This is a genomic window from Bradyrhizobium sp. BRP22 (assembly GCF_020194175.1).
In the GTDB taxonomy this organism is placed as follows: Bacteria; Pseudomonadota; Alphaproteobacteria; order Rhizobiales; family Xanthobacteraceae; genus Bradyrhizobium.
Window position 1 is genome coordinate 25841 of the sequence record NZ_JADYVX010000018.1, and the last position, 18709, is coordinate 44549.

The 18709-nt window shown below is 57.5% G+C and carries 9 protein-coding genes and 3 pseudogenes; 5 read left to right on the forward strand and 7 right to left on the reverse strand.

Annotated features, from left to right (window positions below; genetic code table 11):
- Positions 1-481 precede the first annotated feature (481 nt).
- Positions 482-1561, forward strand: coding sequence for a hypothetical protein (locus I6F35_RS21790; protein ID WP_225119727.1), 1080 nt, complete (start codon positions 482-484; stop codon positions 1559-1561).
- 32 nt (positions 1562-1593) lie between these two features.
- Here I6F35_RS21790 and I6F35_RS40540 read toward each other — a convergent pair whose 3' ends face one another.
- From I6F35_RS40540 to I6F35_RS21805, 5 genes and pseudogenes are all read right to left on the reverse strand, one after another.
- Positions 1594-2061: a hypothetical protein gene (locus I6F35_RS40540; protein WP_346283189.1), complete on the reverse strand. Its 468-nt coding sequence runs from the start codon at positions 2059-2061 to the stop codon at positions 1594-1596.
- 83 nt (positions 2062-2144) lie between these two features.
- Positions 2145-2552 (reverse strand): beta-L-arabinofuranosidase domain-containing protein, encoded by a 408-nt coding sequence (locus I6F35_RS40545; RefSeq protein ID WP_346283190.1) that lies wholly within the window; start codon positions 2550-2552, stop codon positions 2145-2147.
- A gap of 267 nt (positions 2553-2819) precedes the next feature.
- Positions 2820-3200, reverse strand: coding sequence for a beta-L-arabinofuranosidase domain-containing protein (locus tag I6F35_RS40220; RefSeq protein WP_346283191.1), 381 nt, complete (start codon positions 3198-3200; stop codon positions 2820-2822).
- A gap of 2 nt (positions 3201-3202) precedes the next feature.
- Complete coding sequence (locus I6F35_RS21800) at positions 3203-3550, reverse strand: hypothetical protein (protein ID WP_225119728.1); 348 nt, start codon at positions 3548-3550, stop codon at positions 3203-3205.
- A 164-nt stretch (positions 3551-3714) separates the two neighbouring features.
- Positions 3715-5806 (reverse strand): annotated as a pseudogene (locus tag I6F35_RS21805) (prolyl oligopeptidase family serine peptidase).
- A gap of 2323 nt (positions 5807-8129) precedes the next feature.
- On the opposite strand from I6F35_RS21805, the pseudogene I6F35_RS21810 reads away from it, so the two are divergent.
- From I6F35_RS21810 to I6F35_RS21825, 4 genes and pseudogenes are all read left to right on the forward strand, one after another.
- A pseudogene (locus I6F35_RS21810) lies at positions 8130-10726 on the forward strand (PAS domain S-box protein).
- Positions 10723-11403, forward strand: a complete 681-nt coding sequence (locus I6F35_RS21815; protein WP_225119730.1) for a response regulator transcription factor — start codon at positions 10723-10725, stop codon at positions 11401-11403. The pseudogene I6F35_RS21810 and the gene I6F35_RS21815 overlap by 4 nt, the downstream one beginning before the upstream one ends.
- Positions 11404-11494: 91 nt before the next feature.
- Positions 11495-11884, forward strand: a complete 390-nt coding sequence (locus I6F35_RS21820; protein WP_225119731.1) for a response regulator — start codon at positions 11495-11497, stop codon at positions 11882-11884.
- A 2161-nt stretch (positions 11885-14045) separates the two neighbouring features.
- Positions 14046-14972: a TauD/TfdA family dioxygenase gene (locus I6F35_RS21825; protein ID WP_225119732.1), complete on the forward strand. Its 927-nt coding sequence runs from the start codon at positions 14046-14048 to the stop codon at positions 14970-14972.
- A 758-nt stretch (positions 14973-15730) separates the two neighbouring features.
- Here I6F35_RS21825 and I6F35_RS21830 read toward each other — a convergent pair.
- Both I6F35_RS21830 and I6F35_RS21835 read right to left on the reverse strand, forming a co-directional pair.
- Positions 15731-16670, reverse strand: a pseudogene (locus I6F35_RS21830) (IS630 family transposase).
- Positions 16671-16950: 280 nt separating this feature from the next.
- Positions 16951-18543, reverse strand: a complete 1593-nt coding sequence (locus I6F35_RS21835; RefSeq protein WP_225119733.1) for a carbohydrate porin — start codon at positions 18541-18543, stop codon at positions 16951-16953.
- Positions 18544-18709: the final 166 nt, after the last annotated feature.

Consider the following 18709-nt stretch of genomic DNA (forward strand, 5'->3'; position numbering starts at 1 on the left):
CGATTGTCGTAAAGCCGAGCAGCAATGCCCGGCTTCTTCTTTTCGAAGAGCCAACGATCCAAGGTGAGAAGTTGACCTACCCGTGCCTTGGCGGTGAGCTCGGCAGCCCCACGCTTGATGAGGGTCTTCTCAAGCCCCAAAATGAGGGGCGCATCCTCGGAATAGACGGGCGGTTGCTGCGACCTATCAAGACCCCGGTTGATTGAGCCGGCTGCAGCGCCGAGGGTCGCAACATCGCCCCACCGCCTCCGCCATGCGATGCCGGGATGTATTCGTGCCCGCTCCCCTGCAGGATGGGCTGCGCCTCCCATGGGCGATGCGCCAAGTTGTGAGGCGCGCTCCTCGTAGTGACCGCAGCCGAGCCGGGACGTGCCGGAACAGTTGGTGCCTCGGCGGCATTTCTTTGCCTGACTCGTCAGCTTCTCGAAAGCCGTCCCATCCAAAGATAGAACCTGAATCACCTATGCTTGGTAGGAAAAGAATGATTATCGATCCACCGAATACCGCAGAAGACCCCATTCTCGCTTACGATCTCCTGCGGCAGCAACAGCAGGCGCAGGAACAGCAGGGCGACCTGAGCGCACAAACCAGCTCACCAGGATTCGCGTCCGCGGATCAACCGAATTTTGAGCAGCAGCTATGCGAGTTGCGGCCAATCCATCAAACATCAGATTCAGCTGCCGCTTTGACACATTCCGAGATTGGCTCCTCCTCGGCTCTGACCGCCGGCAATGAGAGCGCGCGCGCTATCCACGAAAGCGAGCGGTGCCCAGCCGCATCCTTTGTCAGGGGACGCGCCGAACTTGCCGCATCGCTGGCCGGAGCGAACCTTGGGGCGCTCAGGAACGAGATCAAGCTGGCTGAGCAGCGAACAACGCAGTGGCCAAGAACGACCGGATCTGCCGCTGGCAGTATTGATACAGACCGCATTTTCAACGACACGGTGGCATCATCGTATCTGCCGCTACACCGTTTTCAGAACGAGGACATCGATTGCGAGCCGCTCCTAGACAACGAGGTGAGTGCCATCGCGCACGTGCGTTCCTTAGCGGATTTGCGCGCTCACGCTAGCCCGCATGTTTCTAAGGCTGCTATCTGCTCGGACGACGAAAGGGAGGACGAAATTGATATGGCGCGCCTCGCTGCATGGCATACCAAAGGCGTTACAGAGAGTGCTTTTGTGTCACTGTGCGAGGAACCCTCGCGACTGCTTTATTCAAATGACCACACCGAGCATGGCGCGAAGGCAATTGCAGGGAACGCTAAGAAGTTACACACCTACACGGTACCGAGTATCACCGCTTGGCCGATCAAAAAAATCAACGGTATTTTAGAGCGCGGGCGTGCTCCTGGAGATGAGCAATTGCGAGTTTGGTTGAGGGGAATACCGACCGAGGAGACCGAGGTCTTGTTTCTGGGCGGCAACCTAGCCGACTATCGGACAGCCAGCGTAGATAATCCGAACACGGCTGACGCAGTGCAAGATAGTCCGCCCGTCAAGAAAGCAAGGGTCAGCTCCGATGCGCCCGAGATGATACGGCATCATCGGGGCCAAACTTGATCGCACCTTGATGCGTCATTCAGGCGTTCGCGTCACGGCTCATTAATCCAAATCCGCATTTCGCCTTCGCCGCGGTTAGGAATGAATGTCAGCCGCTGCGGTTGCAGCTGTCCCGCTACCTTGTCGTACTGATAAAGGGCCCCTTCTTCAGAACGCGTGTGTTGCACACCGGACCCCATCAGCCTGCAGCAAATCTTGGCGCTAAAGAGACCAGTGCCTTCGATAAGCGAAAATCGGCTTTCTGCAGGAAACCAAACGTTGTGTAACTCGCTCCCGCTGTCGGCTTCTTCCAGACAATAAATCAAAGGGCCACGCTGGACAGCCACCTTGCCCGCCAAATTGCGAAGTCGCGGATGACCGTATACGCGGCGTACTTGGATCGGCAGCGATAGTTTGACGCGATCTCCCTGCCACCACGTACGGTGAATGTGCAAATAGCCCTTGCGCGACTCGCAATGACAGGTTCGCCGTTCAGGGTCGCCTCCGGCGCGCTGCACCATTCCGGCAGGCGCAAGGCGAGCGTGTGGGCGATTGGCTGTGCAGATTCCACGGCAATTTCCACCTCGCCAAGGATAGTTGCCGCTCATGAGCAACCGCGGCTTATACCTGCCCACCAATAATGCTGCGCTATTGCCAATGTAGAGACTGATATAGAGCGCGTCGGAGCATGACGTATAGATGTAATGACAATTGATGCGAAAAGGCGTGCGATGTTCGGCGGGCAGCACGCGCAGGCAAACCAGCGTTGCCGCACCGGCCTGACATGATTGTAGATGCCATTGGACCGCTGCGTTTTGGGATGAACTTCGAGCGGGTTAACATAGAAATAGTGACGCCCATCGAAGGCAATACCGCCCAGAATCGTATTATAGAGCGCGCGCTCCATCACGTCGGCATAGCGACTTTCCAGCTCCATCTCCAGCATTCGGCGCGCGAACATCATCAGCCCAATCGACGCGCAACTTTCCGCGTACGCGGTATGCTTTGCCATAGCCGCAGGCAAGCCTGGCGTTGCTGCTCGTTCTGACGCAGGCGCGCCAGATGAGCGACCGCAGTCATGAGGTATACAAAACGCACCGCATGCCCGGTTGCAGTCCGCTGTCCCGAAATTGGTAGGTGCGCCTGGCTGTAGGATTTATTTTCGCTATCCAGGGCGTGCCAGATGATTTGATGTGGCAGGATTGCCGGCGTTTCTCGTATTCAACGTCATAGAAGTGCGGCACTGTGCCGCGTTGCTCCACGAAATAATTGGCTAGCGTCAGATATCGCTGCTCCTGCGTACTTCGTAGAGGCGCGTCAATGCAAGTTCAATTTCTGGATGGCCATCATACCGTGTAGCTGATCGCGCCCTGGCGCCGAAAACTGTGCCGAGGTGGTCAGCAAGTCTGCAAACGACCTCCAGCAGCCGTCGTTTTCCAGTAACCAGAAAGAAGGCGATGCCAGCTTCAATCAAGTGGCCGGCACAGTAAAGCTCATAGCATTCAGCTAGATTGCTCCAGCGCTCCTGAGGCGCCTTTAGCATGAAATTGGTATTGAGATAGCCGTCGCCGGATTGGGCGGCCGCAATCTGTTCAATCAGCTCGTCGGCGGCTTTCTCCAGGTCCGGATTGCGTATCTGGCAGAGCGACCAAGCAAACACTTCTAGCCATTTGCGACATCACTGTCCTGAAAAACCGTGCCGCAGAATTCCCCCTTCGCACGTCCGGCGGCAATACGGAAGTTTTCTACCGCGTGGCTCGGTATCGCTTCGGGATTGCGGTCGTTTAGGGTATCCCACTGATAGGGAATCGCTACTTCCCTCACCAATTGCTGGCATTTCCCAATCAGCGGATCCTGTAGGTCATGAAGATTGATTTCGGCCACGTCCCACTGCTTCATCTCGTCGCGTGGAGGCGAACGGGCGCCTAGCTCAGGCAAGGCCAGCTCGCCATGATCGCGTTGTTGAGGTTTGGGCTTCGAAATTGGCTGCTGCGCAATCGTATTCTCCACGCGAATATTGAAGCGCTAGAAATGGAACGGCTGCCCCCTATGCCGCTCGACGGCGTAAGGCTCAGAAAGGGCTGGTCAAACCGAGCTTCTTTCCAATCTCCTACCGCTGAAATGTCATGCGACGATCACGCTGGAATTTGTGGGATCACAAGCGCCAGGCCCGCCTAAGCCTCGCCGTCAAGCCAGTCGATCTTGCTCTTCAGGAATCGAAAGCCCAGCACCTCGAAGGCGGCCCGCTCCCTGTTGTCCCGCCCGTAACCATGTCCGCCCGCCGCCGGCTCGTAGAAATAGGCCTCGTAGCCCATCGTCTGGAGCTTCGCGACCATCTTGCGCGCGTGTCCGGGATGAACACGATCGTCCCGCCGGGTCGTGGCGATCAGGATCGGCGGGTATTTTTGGCCAGGCTTGGCGGCATGGTACGCGGAATAGGTCTTGAGCCACTCCCAGTGCTCGAGCTTATCCGGGTCCCCATATTCTGCAATCCAGCTTGCCCCCGCCAGAAGCTTGGTGTAGCGGCGCATGTCGATCAGCGGGATCGTGCAGTAGCGCGCCGAAGCGTTCCGGATAGCGCGTCAGCATGTTGGTGATGAGGATGCCGCCGTTCGATCCGCCCTGGGCCGCGATCCGCTTCGGCTCCGTCACGCCACGACGCACGAGATCGGCGGCAACGGCAGCGAAGTCGTCGTGCGAGAATTTCTTCCCCCCGAGCCGGCCGGCATCGTGCCAGCGCGTACCGAACTCGCCGCCGCCGCGTAGATTCGCCTGGACCGTGGTGCCGCCGCGCTCGAGCCAAAGCTTGCCAAGCGCTGAATTGTAGGACGGTCTCACCGAGATTCCAAAGCCGCCGTAGCCGCTCATATGGACCGGCGCATCGCCCGTCTCGTCGGCCGGGCCGGTCTGTACATAAGGGATGCGCTCGCCATCAATCGAAATGGCCTCGTGTTGAGTGACCACCAGCCCACCCGCGGTGAAGATCTTCGGCGCTTGCTTGAGCACGGTCGGACTGCCGACGTTATTCTGGATCAGCATAAGCGAAGCTGGCGTGAGCGGATCCTGGCTATCGACGAGCAGGTCGCCGTTGCTTTCGGATGGATCGCCATCAAGAGGCCAGACGTGGACGACCCCTATGTCGGGAAGCCCGCGCAGTTGCGCACGGCTCCACCCTTTATCGGATGGCGAGCAGATCTCGAAGAACGGCCGCAGTTCGTTGAGAATGGAAAGCACAAGCTTGTCGGCACTCCAAAAGAGCCCCTGCAGCGCGCAACGTGGGCCCGGTTCGAAAAGAACCTCGAACTGACGGTTGCCTTGAAGGAAAGCGGCCAAAGAGATAACGAGCACCGTATCCGCGGCATAGGTCTGCCCCGCCACGGACCAAGATTCGCGCGGTCTGATGGCAAGCCAGTCGCGATGGAGGAGGATCCGGATGTTGCTTGGCAGATTGATCTTCGTCGTAGCACCGGATTTATCGCCGAGCCAGTTGGCAAAATTGAAGGCGTCCACCTGATCGACGAACCACATCCGTGGCGGCACGACGGTATGGTCGACATTGCAGCCGGCTCCGACATGATCGGCTACGATCTCAAAGATCACTGGCGCTTGATCCGCCTGCGTACCGCGCCGCCATAGCCTCACTGTACGCGCATAGCCGGAGGTCGTCGCCATGCCCTGCCCATGAGAGCTCGAGAGCACCAGCGTATCGGGATCGAGCCATTCAACCGCGCTCTTGGCTTCTGGCAAGACGAAGCCGTCGCGGACGAAGGTCTTCGCGTCGGTATCGAACTCACGCAACATGACGGCATCACTGCCGCCGCGCGATAGGCTCAAAATCGTCCGTCTATGATTCCCGGCCAGTGAGACCATGGCCTTCAGAAGCCAGTCTTCGCCTTCGCTGACGGCGAGTTGATCGATGTCGAGCAGAACTTCCCATGACGGCGTCGGCGTGCGAAATTCTTCCAGAGTGGTTCGTCGCAAGAGGCCGCGTGGATTGTTGGCGTCTTTCCACAGATTGTAGAGATGGCCGCCGCTCCGGCTGATGTAGGGGATATTGTCCGGTCGATCATAAATCGAGGTCAGCACGTCGCGATCCCGCTCGAATGCCGCGCCGCCAAACACCTGCAGCGTCTTGCCATTCTGCCGCTCGACAAATTTCAGCGCCCGCGCGCTTTCGATCTGTTCCAACCACAGGTAGGGATCATCGTCTGGAGCGGAAAGCGTCGGCTTTGCTGCCCGGGACTTTGTCGCTTTTGCTTTGAGCACCCTTCACTCCACCGCCGCCATTGAGGCACCCGATACGGCATCGCATCTAAGACGCTTTTATACGTTGCATCGCAGTTCCCTGCTGTGGCCGCCGTTGATGGGGATTCCCATGTATCGGTCAATTGCATCAATTGCTGAAGTTGGTAGTTGACCCGCGCGCGCTCTGGCGATCTGGGCCGCGACCCAGACCCCTCAAGCCTCCGACCCCAAGCCTCCGGCGACAATTTCATCTTCGATGCGAGCTCGTCTATCCCGTTGCCTAGCGGAACAATTTACGCGGCGACCTGGGCGACAACAACAACATCGATGCTAGCGCTGCTGCCAAGGGTCAACCTGGACCGACTTCCGACGCCAAATGCTGGTCAGCTCCGGGCTAATCGGGTCGGGGCGCAATCATCAAATCCAACAATGCAGAAGCGGACCGCAGTATGCATGTCACGTGTCATGGCGGTGTTGAATGGAAATCTACTTGGCTGCGGCACCGACGTTCAGCTTTCGACCAATACGGAACCACAAAGGCCTGCTGTCGGCTCTCCCTGGTGAGACCAGCTCACGGGCGGGTGCCGGTTTCAAATAACGCAACTACAAGAACTTGCCGTATCCGCAGCAGCGTGGAGCCCATGCGGTCGCTGCGGACGGGCAAGTTTAGCAGTCGGATGCGCAGGGCTCGACATGTCGTGCTATCGGTGGAGGGTTCTCTGTAATGTACGCTCCGCCTTTTCTAAACAAAGTGGGTCACTGCTACGGCTTCGTCTTTACGGGAAGAAACTGTCTGACAACTCGGCCGAATGATCAGACCGCTGTTGTGGTCACTAAGACAGGATGGAGCAACTTTGCACTGGATGCCGCCTTGGCTGAAGAGAATCTCGCGCATCGCGACAGTTCAGCGAGTTCGGGAACCTATACCGCGCATCTTATACCCGGGATCTATGCCAGCGTAGGACTGACATACATCAGCGAGCCGACGAGCATACACACGTCCAATCGTGCATGCTCTGAATTTTCTCCTGTTTACGCTGGTATTTTTAAGGCTCAAGTCGCTAGTCTGTGTACCTATGCCTTGTACTCAAATTTCTGTAGCGATCGGGGCGAAGTGTGAGGCAAGCTATGAGATATCGGGCGTCGGATCATGCGCTACGGACTGACAAAGTTCGAATGGAGTGTCAGCGAACCACTTGTTTCTAATGCCGTGGAGGCCGCAAGCCTCTCGAGAACCGCCGTATTCTCAACGGCATCTTTGGCTGTTGCACACCGGCGGTCCTTGGCGCGACTTGCCTGAGCGATAGGGGCGTACGCAACGGCTACAGTCGCGTCAAACCGTGGCGCAAGGCCGATATCGGCCGATGGATGCCGTTTTCAACGGTTCACGATGGCAAGGTGCACATGATCGACGGTTCGATTGTACGCGTCGATCAGCAAGCCTCCGGAGCCAAAGAACAGTGGAGATCGTTGTATGGGCCGCGTCGCCACCAATATTCACGCGCCGGTGACGCGAAGGCGCCCGGTCCGTCTCCCGATCGCCCTGTGAGATCGACGACACCACCGAAGCCCTGCTCGATGGTCTTAAGCGGCGCGCCGTTGTCATTGCCGACAAGGCTACGATGCGGAGCTCGTTCGTAGCCACGTGAGCTCTAGACGCCATTCCCAATATGGCCAACCGCCCAACTGGATCCCGCCTGGAAGCAGTTCCTCTTTCGGCAGCGCAACTAAGTCGAACGCTCTTCAATGTTCTGAACCAATTCCACCGACTTGCAAGCCGATATGACAAGCTCGGCGCTACCTTCTTTCATCCTCGCCGTCGGGCGAATCTGGCTGCGATCATTGAGACCACGCGCCGGGGGAACGATCCCGGCGGGGCAACGCGAAAGGGCTCGCTGGTGCCCGAGCAGCAAATTAGATTTTGGACGATCGGCAACATTCGGCACGTTCCTAGTTCCTAGCGGTCTCCCACCTTGTCAATCGAAGTGCCGGCCTAGCCGGGCCCTGCCGGTCCTGCGCGCACTGGGATATGGGTTCTAAAACGGCTTTGACGGGCCGCCTCGATCCGCCAGCTTCTCAACGAAAGCTATTCTTTCGGCGTCATAAAGGCTCGAAAGCGCAGAAGCCGTTAGGCGTGAACAACTGAGATCGGTCGCTCAACTATATTGAAATATTCTTTCTTCGCACAACCTATAGGCGTTAAAAATCAATCCGAGTGGAATTAAACCCGGTTAAAAACGATAGTATAGTTTCTCCAGATCCTTCTCATAGGATATAATTGCGTGTAATCTGTAGTAACAAGGTCGGACGTTCAGTCGCCCAGTTTGTTTTTGGTGGCCATTGCCTGGCGCTGGTCACGCTAACTTCCTGGTATTTTCACGTCGCGACGGCGTTCGCCTATTTGGTAGTGGTCTCGGCGTCTTCGCTATGGGCAGCCTCATCGCATCTGCCATGCTATCTATCTCGTCCATTGCTGCTTTGGCCTACTTCTTTACACCCCCTGTCTATCTTGCGTTCGATGCTCCGCACTATCTTCCGGTGGTTGCGATCCTCCTTGTCGCCTCGCTTGCCGCAGTTTACCTGATCGAAAAGGTCCGCCTGGCTAGGGAGGCTACGCTTGACGCCGCAGCCAAGCTCCGCCGCAGCGAGGCTGACTTGGAACACCGGGAGAAACGATGGCGCGAGATCTTCGAGCATAACCCGGTCATGTACTTCATGGTCGATGCGGCCGGAACAGTCCTGAACGTGAACTCGTTGGGTGCAACACAGCTCGGCTATTCGCCCTCGGAGCTTATCGGACATTCCGTACTGAAGGTCTTTCTGGAAGAAGATCGTGCGCTTGTTGGCCAATGCCTCCGCCTGTGCACTGAAATTGTCGGCCAATCGCACACTTGGGAAATCCAGAAGATCAGGAAAGATGGCTCGGTGCTGTGGGTGCGCGAAAACGCCAAAGCCACGCGGTGGGCGGACGACCAGCTCATTGTTCTCGTCGCCTGCGAAGATATCACCGACCGAAAGCGAACGGAAACCGCCCTACGGCGAAGCGAAGCCCATTTGGCTCAGGCGCAGGAATTGAGTCGAACTGGCAGCTTCGGTTGGAGCGTCGCTACTGGCGAGGTCATTTGGTCAAAGGAGACCTTTCGTATCTTCGAATACGATCCGGCGACCAAACCGACCCCGCGACTCGTGCTTGACCGAACCCATCCAGAGGATCGGGCCGCCGTGCAACAGACCATCGATCGGGCGTTGCGAGAAGAAGTGGATTTCGAGCACGAATACCGCCTGCTGCTGCCGGATGGCTCGGTGAAGCACCTCCACGCCGTGGCACGAGCCACTAGAACCGCTTCTGGCGATACCGAGTTTGTCGGGGCAGTGACGGACATTACAGCTGCAAAGCAGGCAGAACAGCAGCTTCGCCGTAGCGAAGCCTATCTGGCCGAAGCCCAGCGTCTCAGTCACACGGGCAGCTGGTCCTGGGACGTCCACCGGGTCGAATTTGTGTATCGCTCCGCCGAAGTCGATCGTCTGTTTGGCTTCGATCCAGAAGAGGCTGTGTCGATAGAGACCATCCGGTCGCGTATCCATCCAGATGACTTGCCGCGGCTTCAGGAAGTGCCGTGCCGGGTTATCGAAGAGAAGGGAGGCCACTTCGAATATGATTTCCGTATCCTTCTTCCAGAAGGCGCGATAAGGCGCATACATTCCGTTGCGCACGCCGTGGTCAGCAGCGATGGCAACTTTACCGAGCTCATCGGAACGCATATGGATGTCACCGAGCAATACGCAGCTAGGGAACGGCTCGAAAAGGCTCTTGCTGACTTGCGCGAAAGTGAGCAGCGCTTTCGCGACTACGCTGAAACGGCCTCCGACTGGCTCTGGGAGACCGGGCCGGACCACCGGGTCACGCGCTTTTCGGAGCACACCAGCACAGCAGGCATTCTGGCCACGGGGGTCGTCGGGCTGCTTCGCTGCGAAATTGCGGGCGACGTCGACGCGGAACCTGAGAAGTGGCGGCAGCATCAGGCGACACTCGAGGCGCGGCTTCCATTTCGCGATTTCATCTATCGCACCGTGACCCGGACCGGATCTTCAATTTACGTCCGGACCAGTGGCAAGCCATTCTTCGACGCTGACGGCAATTTCCTCGGCTATCGTGGCGTCAGCACTGACATCACCCCAACCATCCGCGCAGATCAGGCTGAACGAGAACTGCGGAAGGCACAGGCGGAGCTCGCGCACGTGACGCGAGTGACGACGCTGGGCGAGATGACAACGTCCATTGCCCACGAGATAAATCAGCCGCTGGCCGCCATCGTCGCCAATGGCGAAGCCTGTCTGGGTTGGCTTGATCGGGACACTCCTGATCTTTCCGAGGCACGCTGTTCAGTGGAGTGGATAATCGAGGACGCCATCCGGGCAAGCGAGGTGATACGGCGCATTCGCGCCCTAGCCAAGAAAAGCGACATCGAGATGGTGCCGCTCAATATCAATGACATCGTCCACGAGGTTATCGCGCTTGTGACACGCGAGCTGGTCAGCCAACGGGTGTCGCTGCGAACCGAGTTGGCGCCGGCCCTCCCCATGATCCTGGGTGACCGGGTCCAACTGCAACAGGTCATAATCAATCTGGTGATGAACGGGATTGAGGCCATGCAACCAGTCAGAGACCGGCCGCGGGAACTGGTGATCCGGTCATCCCAGGACGAAATGGGAGGCGTGCACCTCGCTGTGACTGATTGCGGCGTCGGGATCACCGGTGACGACGCCGACCGGGTGTTCAACCCGTTTTTCACCACCAAATCAACCGGCCTTGGAATGGGCCTTTCGATTTGCCGCTCAATCCTGGAGGCACATGGAGGGAGTCTATCGATTGCGCGCAACCAGGAACCCGGCGCGACGTTTCAGTTCGTCCTGCCGGTGCATAAGGAGGTCGTATCATGACCGGGCGCTCTCAGTCATCTCGCCGAGGCCCGCAGGCGGAGAAGCCGGCCGGAAGTGCGCTCGTCTTCGTGATCGACGACGACGTCTCGATGCGTCGTTCGCTCGCCAATCTTTTTCGATCGGTCGGTTTGGACGTTATTGCGTTCGGATCGGCGCAGGAAATGCTGCAAGCCAGCCTTCCGGATGTAGCCAGCTGCCTGGTCCTTGACGTCAGGCTGCCGGGATTGAGCGGCCTCGAGCTGCAGACTGAGCTCGCCAAGTTGAACCTTCGCATTCCGATCATTTTCATCACCGGTCATGGCGACATTCCCATGACCGTCAAGGCCATGAAGGGCGGAGCGGTCGATTTTCTCACCAAGCCGTTTCGCGATCAGGAGCTGCTTGACGCTGTGGTCGCCGCCACCGAACGGGATCGCAAAAGGCGGGAGGTTGAGAAGGCGGTTGCCAGCCTGCAGTCCTCGTTTGAGACCTTAAGCCCACGCGAACAGGCCGTGATGAAACTGGTCACTGCTGGCCTGATGAACAAACAAATAGCCGCGGAGCTCGGGCTGGCCGAAATTACCATCAAGATCTACCGCGGACAGGTAATGAAGAAAATGGGCGCACGGTCGCTGGCCGATCTAATCAGAATGGCTGAGCCCCTGGGAATTCGTCCCAACCGGCCGGAACAAGCCTAAGTATGACTATGCAAATTCATCTCTTAAGACCACCCTTGACCCAGCCGACTATGCTTCGGCAATCGCCTTTGCTGCGTTAGGAGGGGTCGTTTTGTTCACGCCTTCGCTCATTTCTGTGGTCGATGACGACGGCTCCGTCCGTGCTGCCATAAATAACCTTTTGAAATCCCGCGGCTACATCGTCCATACATTTGCATCCGCCGAGGAGTTCTTGCGCTCGCCACACCTGAATGATACTTCGTGTGTGATTGCGGACGTGCAGATGTCGGCTATGAGCGGCTTGGACCTGCTGACACATATGCGGGCCGAAGGTTGCGATGCACCATTCATTTTCATAACTGCCTTTCCCGATGATCGCGTTCGCGCCCGAGCGCTGAGCGCGGGAGCGATTTGCTTCCTGGCCAAGCCATTCGCAGGACAGCACTTGATCAGGTGCCTACATACCGCACTGGATAAGCCTCGCGGCGGAGCAAACGCGTAAGACGATGCGCGCAAATCTGCTCAGTTCGGTGCTGATCTATGGGCCGAACCGCGCGCTTCGCAACACCACAACATCGATCAACCTCGGCCTCGCTCGCAATACCCTGACCTCAGTCTCAACTGGTCGTGGGCCACCCCAGAGGCGGCCTATATCGCAGGCATTGCTAATAGCAGCGATGGTCTAGGCACGCGCTCCTGTTCGCGGTGAACGTTTGACTCTGTGAAGGCGCGCTTCATCATGGTGCTTGGCCCGGATTGCTGACTATAACCATTCAACTGGGCCGGCTGATGGAGTGCGTGTAGCATTCGCCTGGAATAGTCACATCAAGGCGAGATCGGATGTCTTGTGCGTTTACGCGGGTCCGTCGTGAGTTGAGCCAGATTGTCGGTAGGCAGCGCCTGCCCCACCGCGGCAATGGGAGCTCTGCTCCGCTTTATCGTAACACCGCTCCAGCAGCACCACGCCTACGCGTTTTTCAAATTCCGCTACCTGCCGTAATGCTGCATCTCGTACTGGGCCGCGCGGTAGCCGCCTTGCGGACACTAGGATGCTGATTAGCAGTCCGAGCAGCTCCTCAACAGTAGCCGTGTCATTCGCCTGTTGAAGCCCGTCATTCATGCGAGCAATCTCCTCCATTGCTTTCAACCTTCCGGAACGGGCGATCGCAATGCCCCAATCCCACCAGGGTAGATCATCGAATAGATCTCGTGTGCTGTCCCGGAAACTTGTTGACAACGTGGCGCGAGTTTGAGAACGCAATCCCCAGTAGCCGTCCACACGAACGAGCGTGACTTTGCAGAGTGGATGCCGCTAAAGCGGCCGATCTTTTGATGAGAGGTGGTGGAATCGGACACTCCCCGCCTGATTGCCCGCCGACCGATGAGCAAGGTGACGCGTTCGACCCGGTAGCACGATGAGGCCGAAGTTACCCTGAAGTGAATGTGCCGAGGCAGTGGGCGTCGGCTGGCTCACGTTCACGGTCCAGCGTCAGCGCCGCAGAAAGCGAGGTGCGACCGTGTTATGGTCGTGAGCTGCGCTGCGTTCGTCGCTGGAAATCGTCAGCATCGCCTCAGGCCGCTCGGTGCGCATCGGGTAGTCCTTCGATCAGGATAGCCAAACCTCCTGCAATAATCATGCTACGAACTTGCGAGACAGAAACCTAGCACCTCGTGGGTTACGGTTCGCTTCGTCGATTGACCCGCGACAAACGTCGACCGCAATGTTCCTGTGAGTCGGTTTCGATTATTCGCAGATGGCTGCAAACCATGCACCGGCGGTATTATCGACCAGAAACCCGTTGGCTCGATCTGGACCGTCGCACGCGTTCGGCGGCGCAGCCGAATGCCCATGTCCCCCTTGGTATTTTGTTGCCGGTCTTGCCGCGATTGGCGGCAGCTCGGTCATGACGCGAGCCCAATGCTGCGGCCGCCAAGCCCAATTGAGCGTACGCCGCATACTTGCTCACGGGGGAACAGGCCACCCAATCAGAAACATCGCTGCGGAGGATGAGCCGTCGAAGTATCGCCGGGACCAGCTTGGGCATGACAGCTGGCACCTATTCGAGTTCTGTGCGCGATGGCCCGGGAACTCGGTGATGTGCCTTGCTTCACGAGAGAAAGCACGCGCAGCGGCCGGGGATGCGTTTCGATCGACGCTGCCGGTGTCACACTTCCGACCTCTTTGTCTTGAACCCGACGTGCCTGATGATGAAATCGGAAACTCATGTGTTGATCGCCGTCTCGCGTGCTGGAGCCGAGCGGACACATGACGATGTGCGACCTGAGCCGTGGTCCCGACCTAGACGTAGGCTCTGCTTCTTGGCGCCAGGCTGCGGCTTGCCCGAGGCCGTCCAGACGACTTATCGACCAATCCGGTCAAGGCCGCTCGGATTTTCCCCGCTCGTTGAGCGCTCCTGCCGGTCGGTAACCATTCCAGGCTCAATTTCCGCGACTGGCACGGTGCTTGCTGGAGGATCACTCGTCGAGCGCTAGGTCTGCCTATGAAGCCCGGTCACGCCACCTTCGCTCTGCCGCGAGTTTGCCTTGCGAGAAGAGCGCACCAACGGTGCGGATTTCGATAATTCCCAATCTAGCGTTCACCAGTTCTTGGGGCAGCTGAATAGCTTCGTCCGGCAAAGACGGCAAAGTTGGAGAGTATGGCCATGAGTGAGGCGGCTTTGATCGACGTCATTCCGAGTGCCCACGTGATCAAACGCGCAGCGCGCATCGGCGCCGAAGTCAAAAATCTCAAGCTTTCGGGCGACTTGCCGGGCCGGACGATCGCTGCAATCAACCGCTTGCTGCTCGAGCACAAGGTGATCTTTTTCCGTGACCAAGATCATCTCGACGATGCCGAGCAGGAGCGGTTTGCTGTCCGTTTCGGGAAACTGGTGCCACATCCGATGCTCGGTGTTAGCAAAGAAACGACATCGCTTCTGGAGCTTGACTCCGCGCGCGGCGGTGGCCGGGCCGATGTGTGGCACGCCGATGGGACCTTCGCCGATGCCTATCCCAAGATTTTGGTGCTGCGAGCCGTTGTGATCCCGCCATTTGGTGGCGATACGATATGGTCGAACACGGCGGCCGCTTATCTCGACCTGCCGCCACCGCTGCAACGGATTGCTGACGAGCTCTGGGCCGTTCACAGCAACGTCTTCGACTACGCCGGAATGGCCCGTGTCCGCGAGGTCGACAAGAAGCATTTTAACGAGGTCTTCACTAAAACGATCTTCGAGACTGAGCATCCTGTGGTACGTGTCCACCCCGAGACCAGGGAGCGGACGCTAGTGCTTGGCGCTTTGATGCAGCGTTTCATTGGCATCCCCAAATATGACGGCCAAAAGCTGTTTGATATATTCCAGTCTCATGTCACCGCGCCTGAGAACACCGTGCGCTGGAATTGGAGGAAGGGCGATATCGCGATCTGGGACAACCGCGCCACGCACCACTATGCAGTCAATGATTATGGCGACCAGCACCGCGTCGTTCGTCGCGCGACCGTCGATGGCGACGTGCCCGTCAGCGTTGATGGCCGGCGCAGTGTGACGCGCGTCAAAGCCACTAAGCAGCCGCCTATGAAGATCACCTAGCGCGTTGGTAAATTAATAGATCGGGCGGTTGCCGACTATGGTTTCATACGCGCGCTCGTTGCTTGTGGTAGTTCAGTCAGACGGCCCGCGCGGGTCTGACGAGGATCTGGTTTCCGCGAGCCGTATCTGACGATTCACTGGCTCAGTTAGCGATCGCGCTTGCCCCACCAAACGGGAGATTCGCTATGCAGCACGGCTGAGCCACTTGCCCTGTGGAGAGGACCTCCCGTCTTAGAGAGCCTAATCAGCGTGACTCCCGACCTTTACACCTTTACAAGCCGATTGGCTCTGTTCTGGGGGGCGGACCGGAGAGCAAGTGCGCAATCAAGCAAACGAATGCAAGCAGGAGCAGTACTTACGCCGTGCTGTGGCCCGTTCTGCCACGGCGACATTGACAGGCCGAAAGTCAGCGGCCAAAGGCCTGATATTACGCTAACATGCTCAGGCGCGATCGCTGACCGCGTCGTTTCCGATTGTGCAAGGCGTGCCGAGAGCGGCCACAACCATCCACGCGAAATGTCGTCGATTCCGGCCAACTGCCCACATAGAAGCTCTGTTCGAACTTACGACCTCCATTGTGATGGTCTTCCACCTAGGCTCCGGCGCGTCGTGCTCGCGGTTTGCCGGCTTCGCGATGAAGTGTCCGGCATCATACAGCGGGGCTGCTCCTCCAGCTGGGTGCTAGCGGTTGCTCGCTACGATATCTCTCTGCCCACTCTTGCGTGCAGATACCCACCCGCGATTAAAGCGTGATGGCATTAGGTTCGATAACCTGAATTTTCGAGATAGTTCGCGCATTCTTCAGAGGTGAATGCTGGCAAGGCTTCACCGATGGCGGTGCAGACGGTATCGACAGTTCGGGCGGCCGCCTTTCGGAGCAGATGTTTGAGCTTGGCAAAGACCTGTTCGATCGGTTCAGGTCGGGCGAGTATTTCGGCAGGAAGAACAGTTTGGCGCCGGCAGAGCAAATGAGCTGGCGCACGACCTTGCCCTTGTGGCTGCCGAGATTGTCCATGACCACGATATCGCCGGGGCGAAGGGTGGGCAGGAGAACTTTCTCGACATAGGTCCGAAAGCTCGCGCCATCGATCGGTCCTTCGATGAACAATGGCGCATCGATCCGGTCATGGCGCAAGGCCGCCAGGAAGGTCATGGTCTTCCAGCGGCCATGTGGAACCTTGGCGGGGAGTCTGCGCCCGCGCGGCGCCCATCCCCGCAGGGGAGCCATGTCGGTCCTGGTCCAGGTCTCGTCGATGAAGACCAGCCGTTCAGCTTCGACGCGATCTTGATACTTTGTCAACTGGGCTCGCCGCCGTGCCACGTCGGGACGATCGCGTTCGCCAGCCACCACGCTTTTTTTTTGAAGCTGAGCTTCTCGGCGTGCACGAAGTCCCACACCGAGTGGTAGTCGACCTTCAGGCCGCGCCCGGCAAGCTCGGCAACGAGCCCACGTATGGTGAAATCGCCGTCCTTGATCCGTTGCGACAGCCAGACCGCGTGGTCTCCCGAAACCGCTTTCGGCTTGTGACCGCCCATCTGGCCCGGAGCAACGCTGCCGGTCTCATCGACCCGCTGCATCCAACCGATTGCCGTGCTGATCGCAACCCCAAACTGCTTGGCCGCCTGATTGCGGGACATCCCGCCCTCGATCGCGGCCACCACGCGCTTGCGAAGATCCAGAGAGTAAGGCTTGCCCATCCATGCTGGCCTCCTGCCCAGCCAGCATGGTGAATCAGAAACTCACTGATTTGGGAATCCCAAATCGATTCAACTTAACCCCATCCCGCTTTAGGTACTCCATCAGTATGTTCTATTTGACACGTCCGCGCGCTCAACTCGATGTCGTAAGTACTTTCGATGCAGTGGCCCCACTCGGACTCTAGGTAACATTCACCTCGCGTCAGGAGCACAGCGGACACCAAAAGCAGCTTGATCCGCAGTGCATCCGCCTATGAGTGCACGCTTTGGCCTTGAGGGCTTAGAAGAATATCGACGTAGACACCAACAAATTCAGCGCATGTCCCGTTTCGCGCGTGTGTGTAATGCTCGTCGGGTTGTTGATATATGCCAGTCCTACGCTTGCATATATCCCGGGTGCCAGATGCGCGGTATAGGTTCCCAGGATCGCTGTGCTGTCGCGATGGACGAGATTCCCTTCAGCCAATGCAGCATCCACTGCATAGTTGCTCCAGACGGTGTTAGTGGCGACAATAGCAATCTGATCAGTTGGTCGGCTGTCAAACAGCCCCTTCGCATAAAGACGAAGTTCGTAATATTGACTGACTCTGTTTAGGTCAGGCGGGGCGTACATGACAGAGAACCCGCCATAGATACCACGATACGCCGAGCCCTTGAGAGCAGACTGCCAGAGTTGCCTGTCTGCAGCGACGTAGTAGGTGCTGTTCGCATTAACTCTGGGTTGCTGCGGGTACTGCAAGTTCTTGTAGCTGCTGTTATTGAAACCGGCGCCCGCCCGCAACCAGGTCTCGGGTACGCCCGGAGCAGCTTTGTTTTTGTAGCCGATTTCATCAACCAAAAGAATGCCGGCGTTGGCCGTTCTCCAGTTTAGGCCGGTTGGATTTTCAGTTATCTCCGCCTGTTGACCGTCTGGACTGAGTGAGCGCTGGATTGAGACCTTATTGTATAGGCGATCATCAAAATTGAACTTCACGTTCATAGCAGGCGTGGGCGCGGCATTGTTGCTCATGCCTGCTTGATACAAGATATTTGACGAGGGAGCCAAAACGCTTGCTCCTGCACTCCCTCCGACCAATGTGCCTCCGAACTCATTTACATTTCTGAGATAACCCATCTTGAGTTCGAGTGTACTGTCGAAAAACGTCTGGTAGTAGGCAATTGTGTTGAGTCCGAATCTATCTGGCCCCCCGGGTTTCCATGTCCAATATTGCTGCTGTGCTCCTACGATGATCTGACCATCGGGAATGCCAAAACGGCTGAGATCGTAGGTCACAATCATGAAATTTACGGTGCTGAATGTAGGATTTTGGCCCATATATCGTTGATTGGCGATGCTGGTTCTCGCTGCATTTGGGAATTGATTGTCTACAAGGCTGTTTACTGTCCCGCCAACATAACCGATCCCCACGTCTGCCAGCGCGGATCTAGTGCCGCCTTGATCCTGATCTATCGTATCCGCGGGACCAGGTATATTGAGCCACATACCTTTTTCGCGGAGCTTCTCGAACTTTGCGGATGGGTCGATCTCATTTTGAGTTCTGGTCTTAACGAGTTCATCCGCACTGTAGCGCTTTGTGGTAGACAAACTGGCACTTTGTGCTAGCGCCGAGCCATCGACGAGAAGCGTTGCTGGTTTGAGGCGGCGTCTCCGGAATTTCCTGGCTAGATCAGAGTCCCTTTGAAGCCTTGTTTTAGCAACCTCATCCGGAATTTCGTTTCTTGGATTAGGCACGTTAGCAGTTTGTGTGAACGCCGGACTACCGACGAGACTCGCTGCTAGGGAGAGTGCGATAGGAACTCCTCTTTGCTTCGTAGTTGATCGAAAGTTGAAAACCGGTGCCGCAGCCGAGTATATCTGAATTGATGCAGCCACGACAAAGCAACCATACATAACGAACTCCGCTCCTATTGCTAACCTTGAATGGGGTTGCGCTCCGGCCTCATTGACCCAGAGCTCAGCCGCAGCTTTTTGTGTTTAAAGGCGGCCGAGCAAGATGGCCCTAGTCAGAAGGAAGGGTAGGCTCCCACGCCAGCCAGGA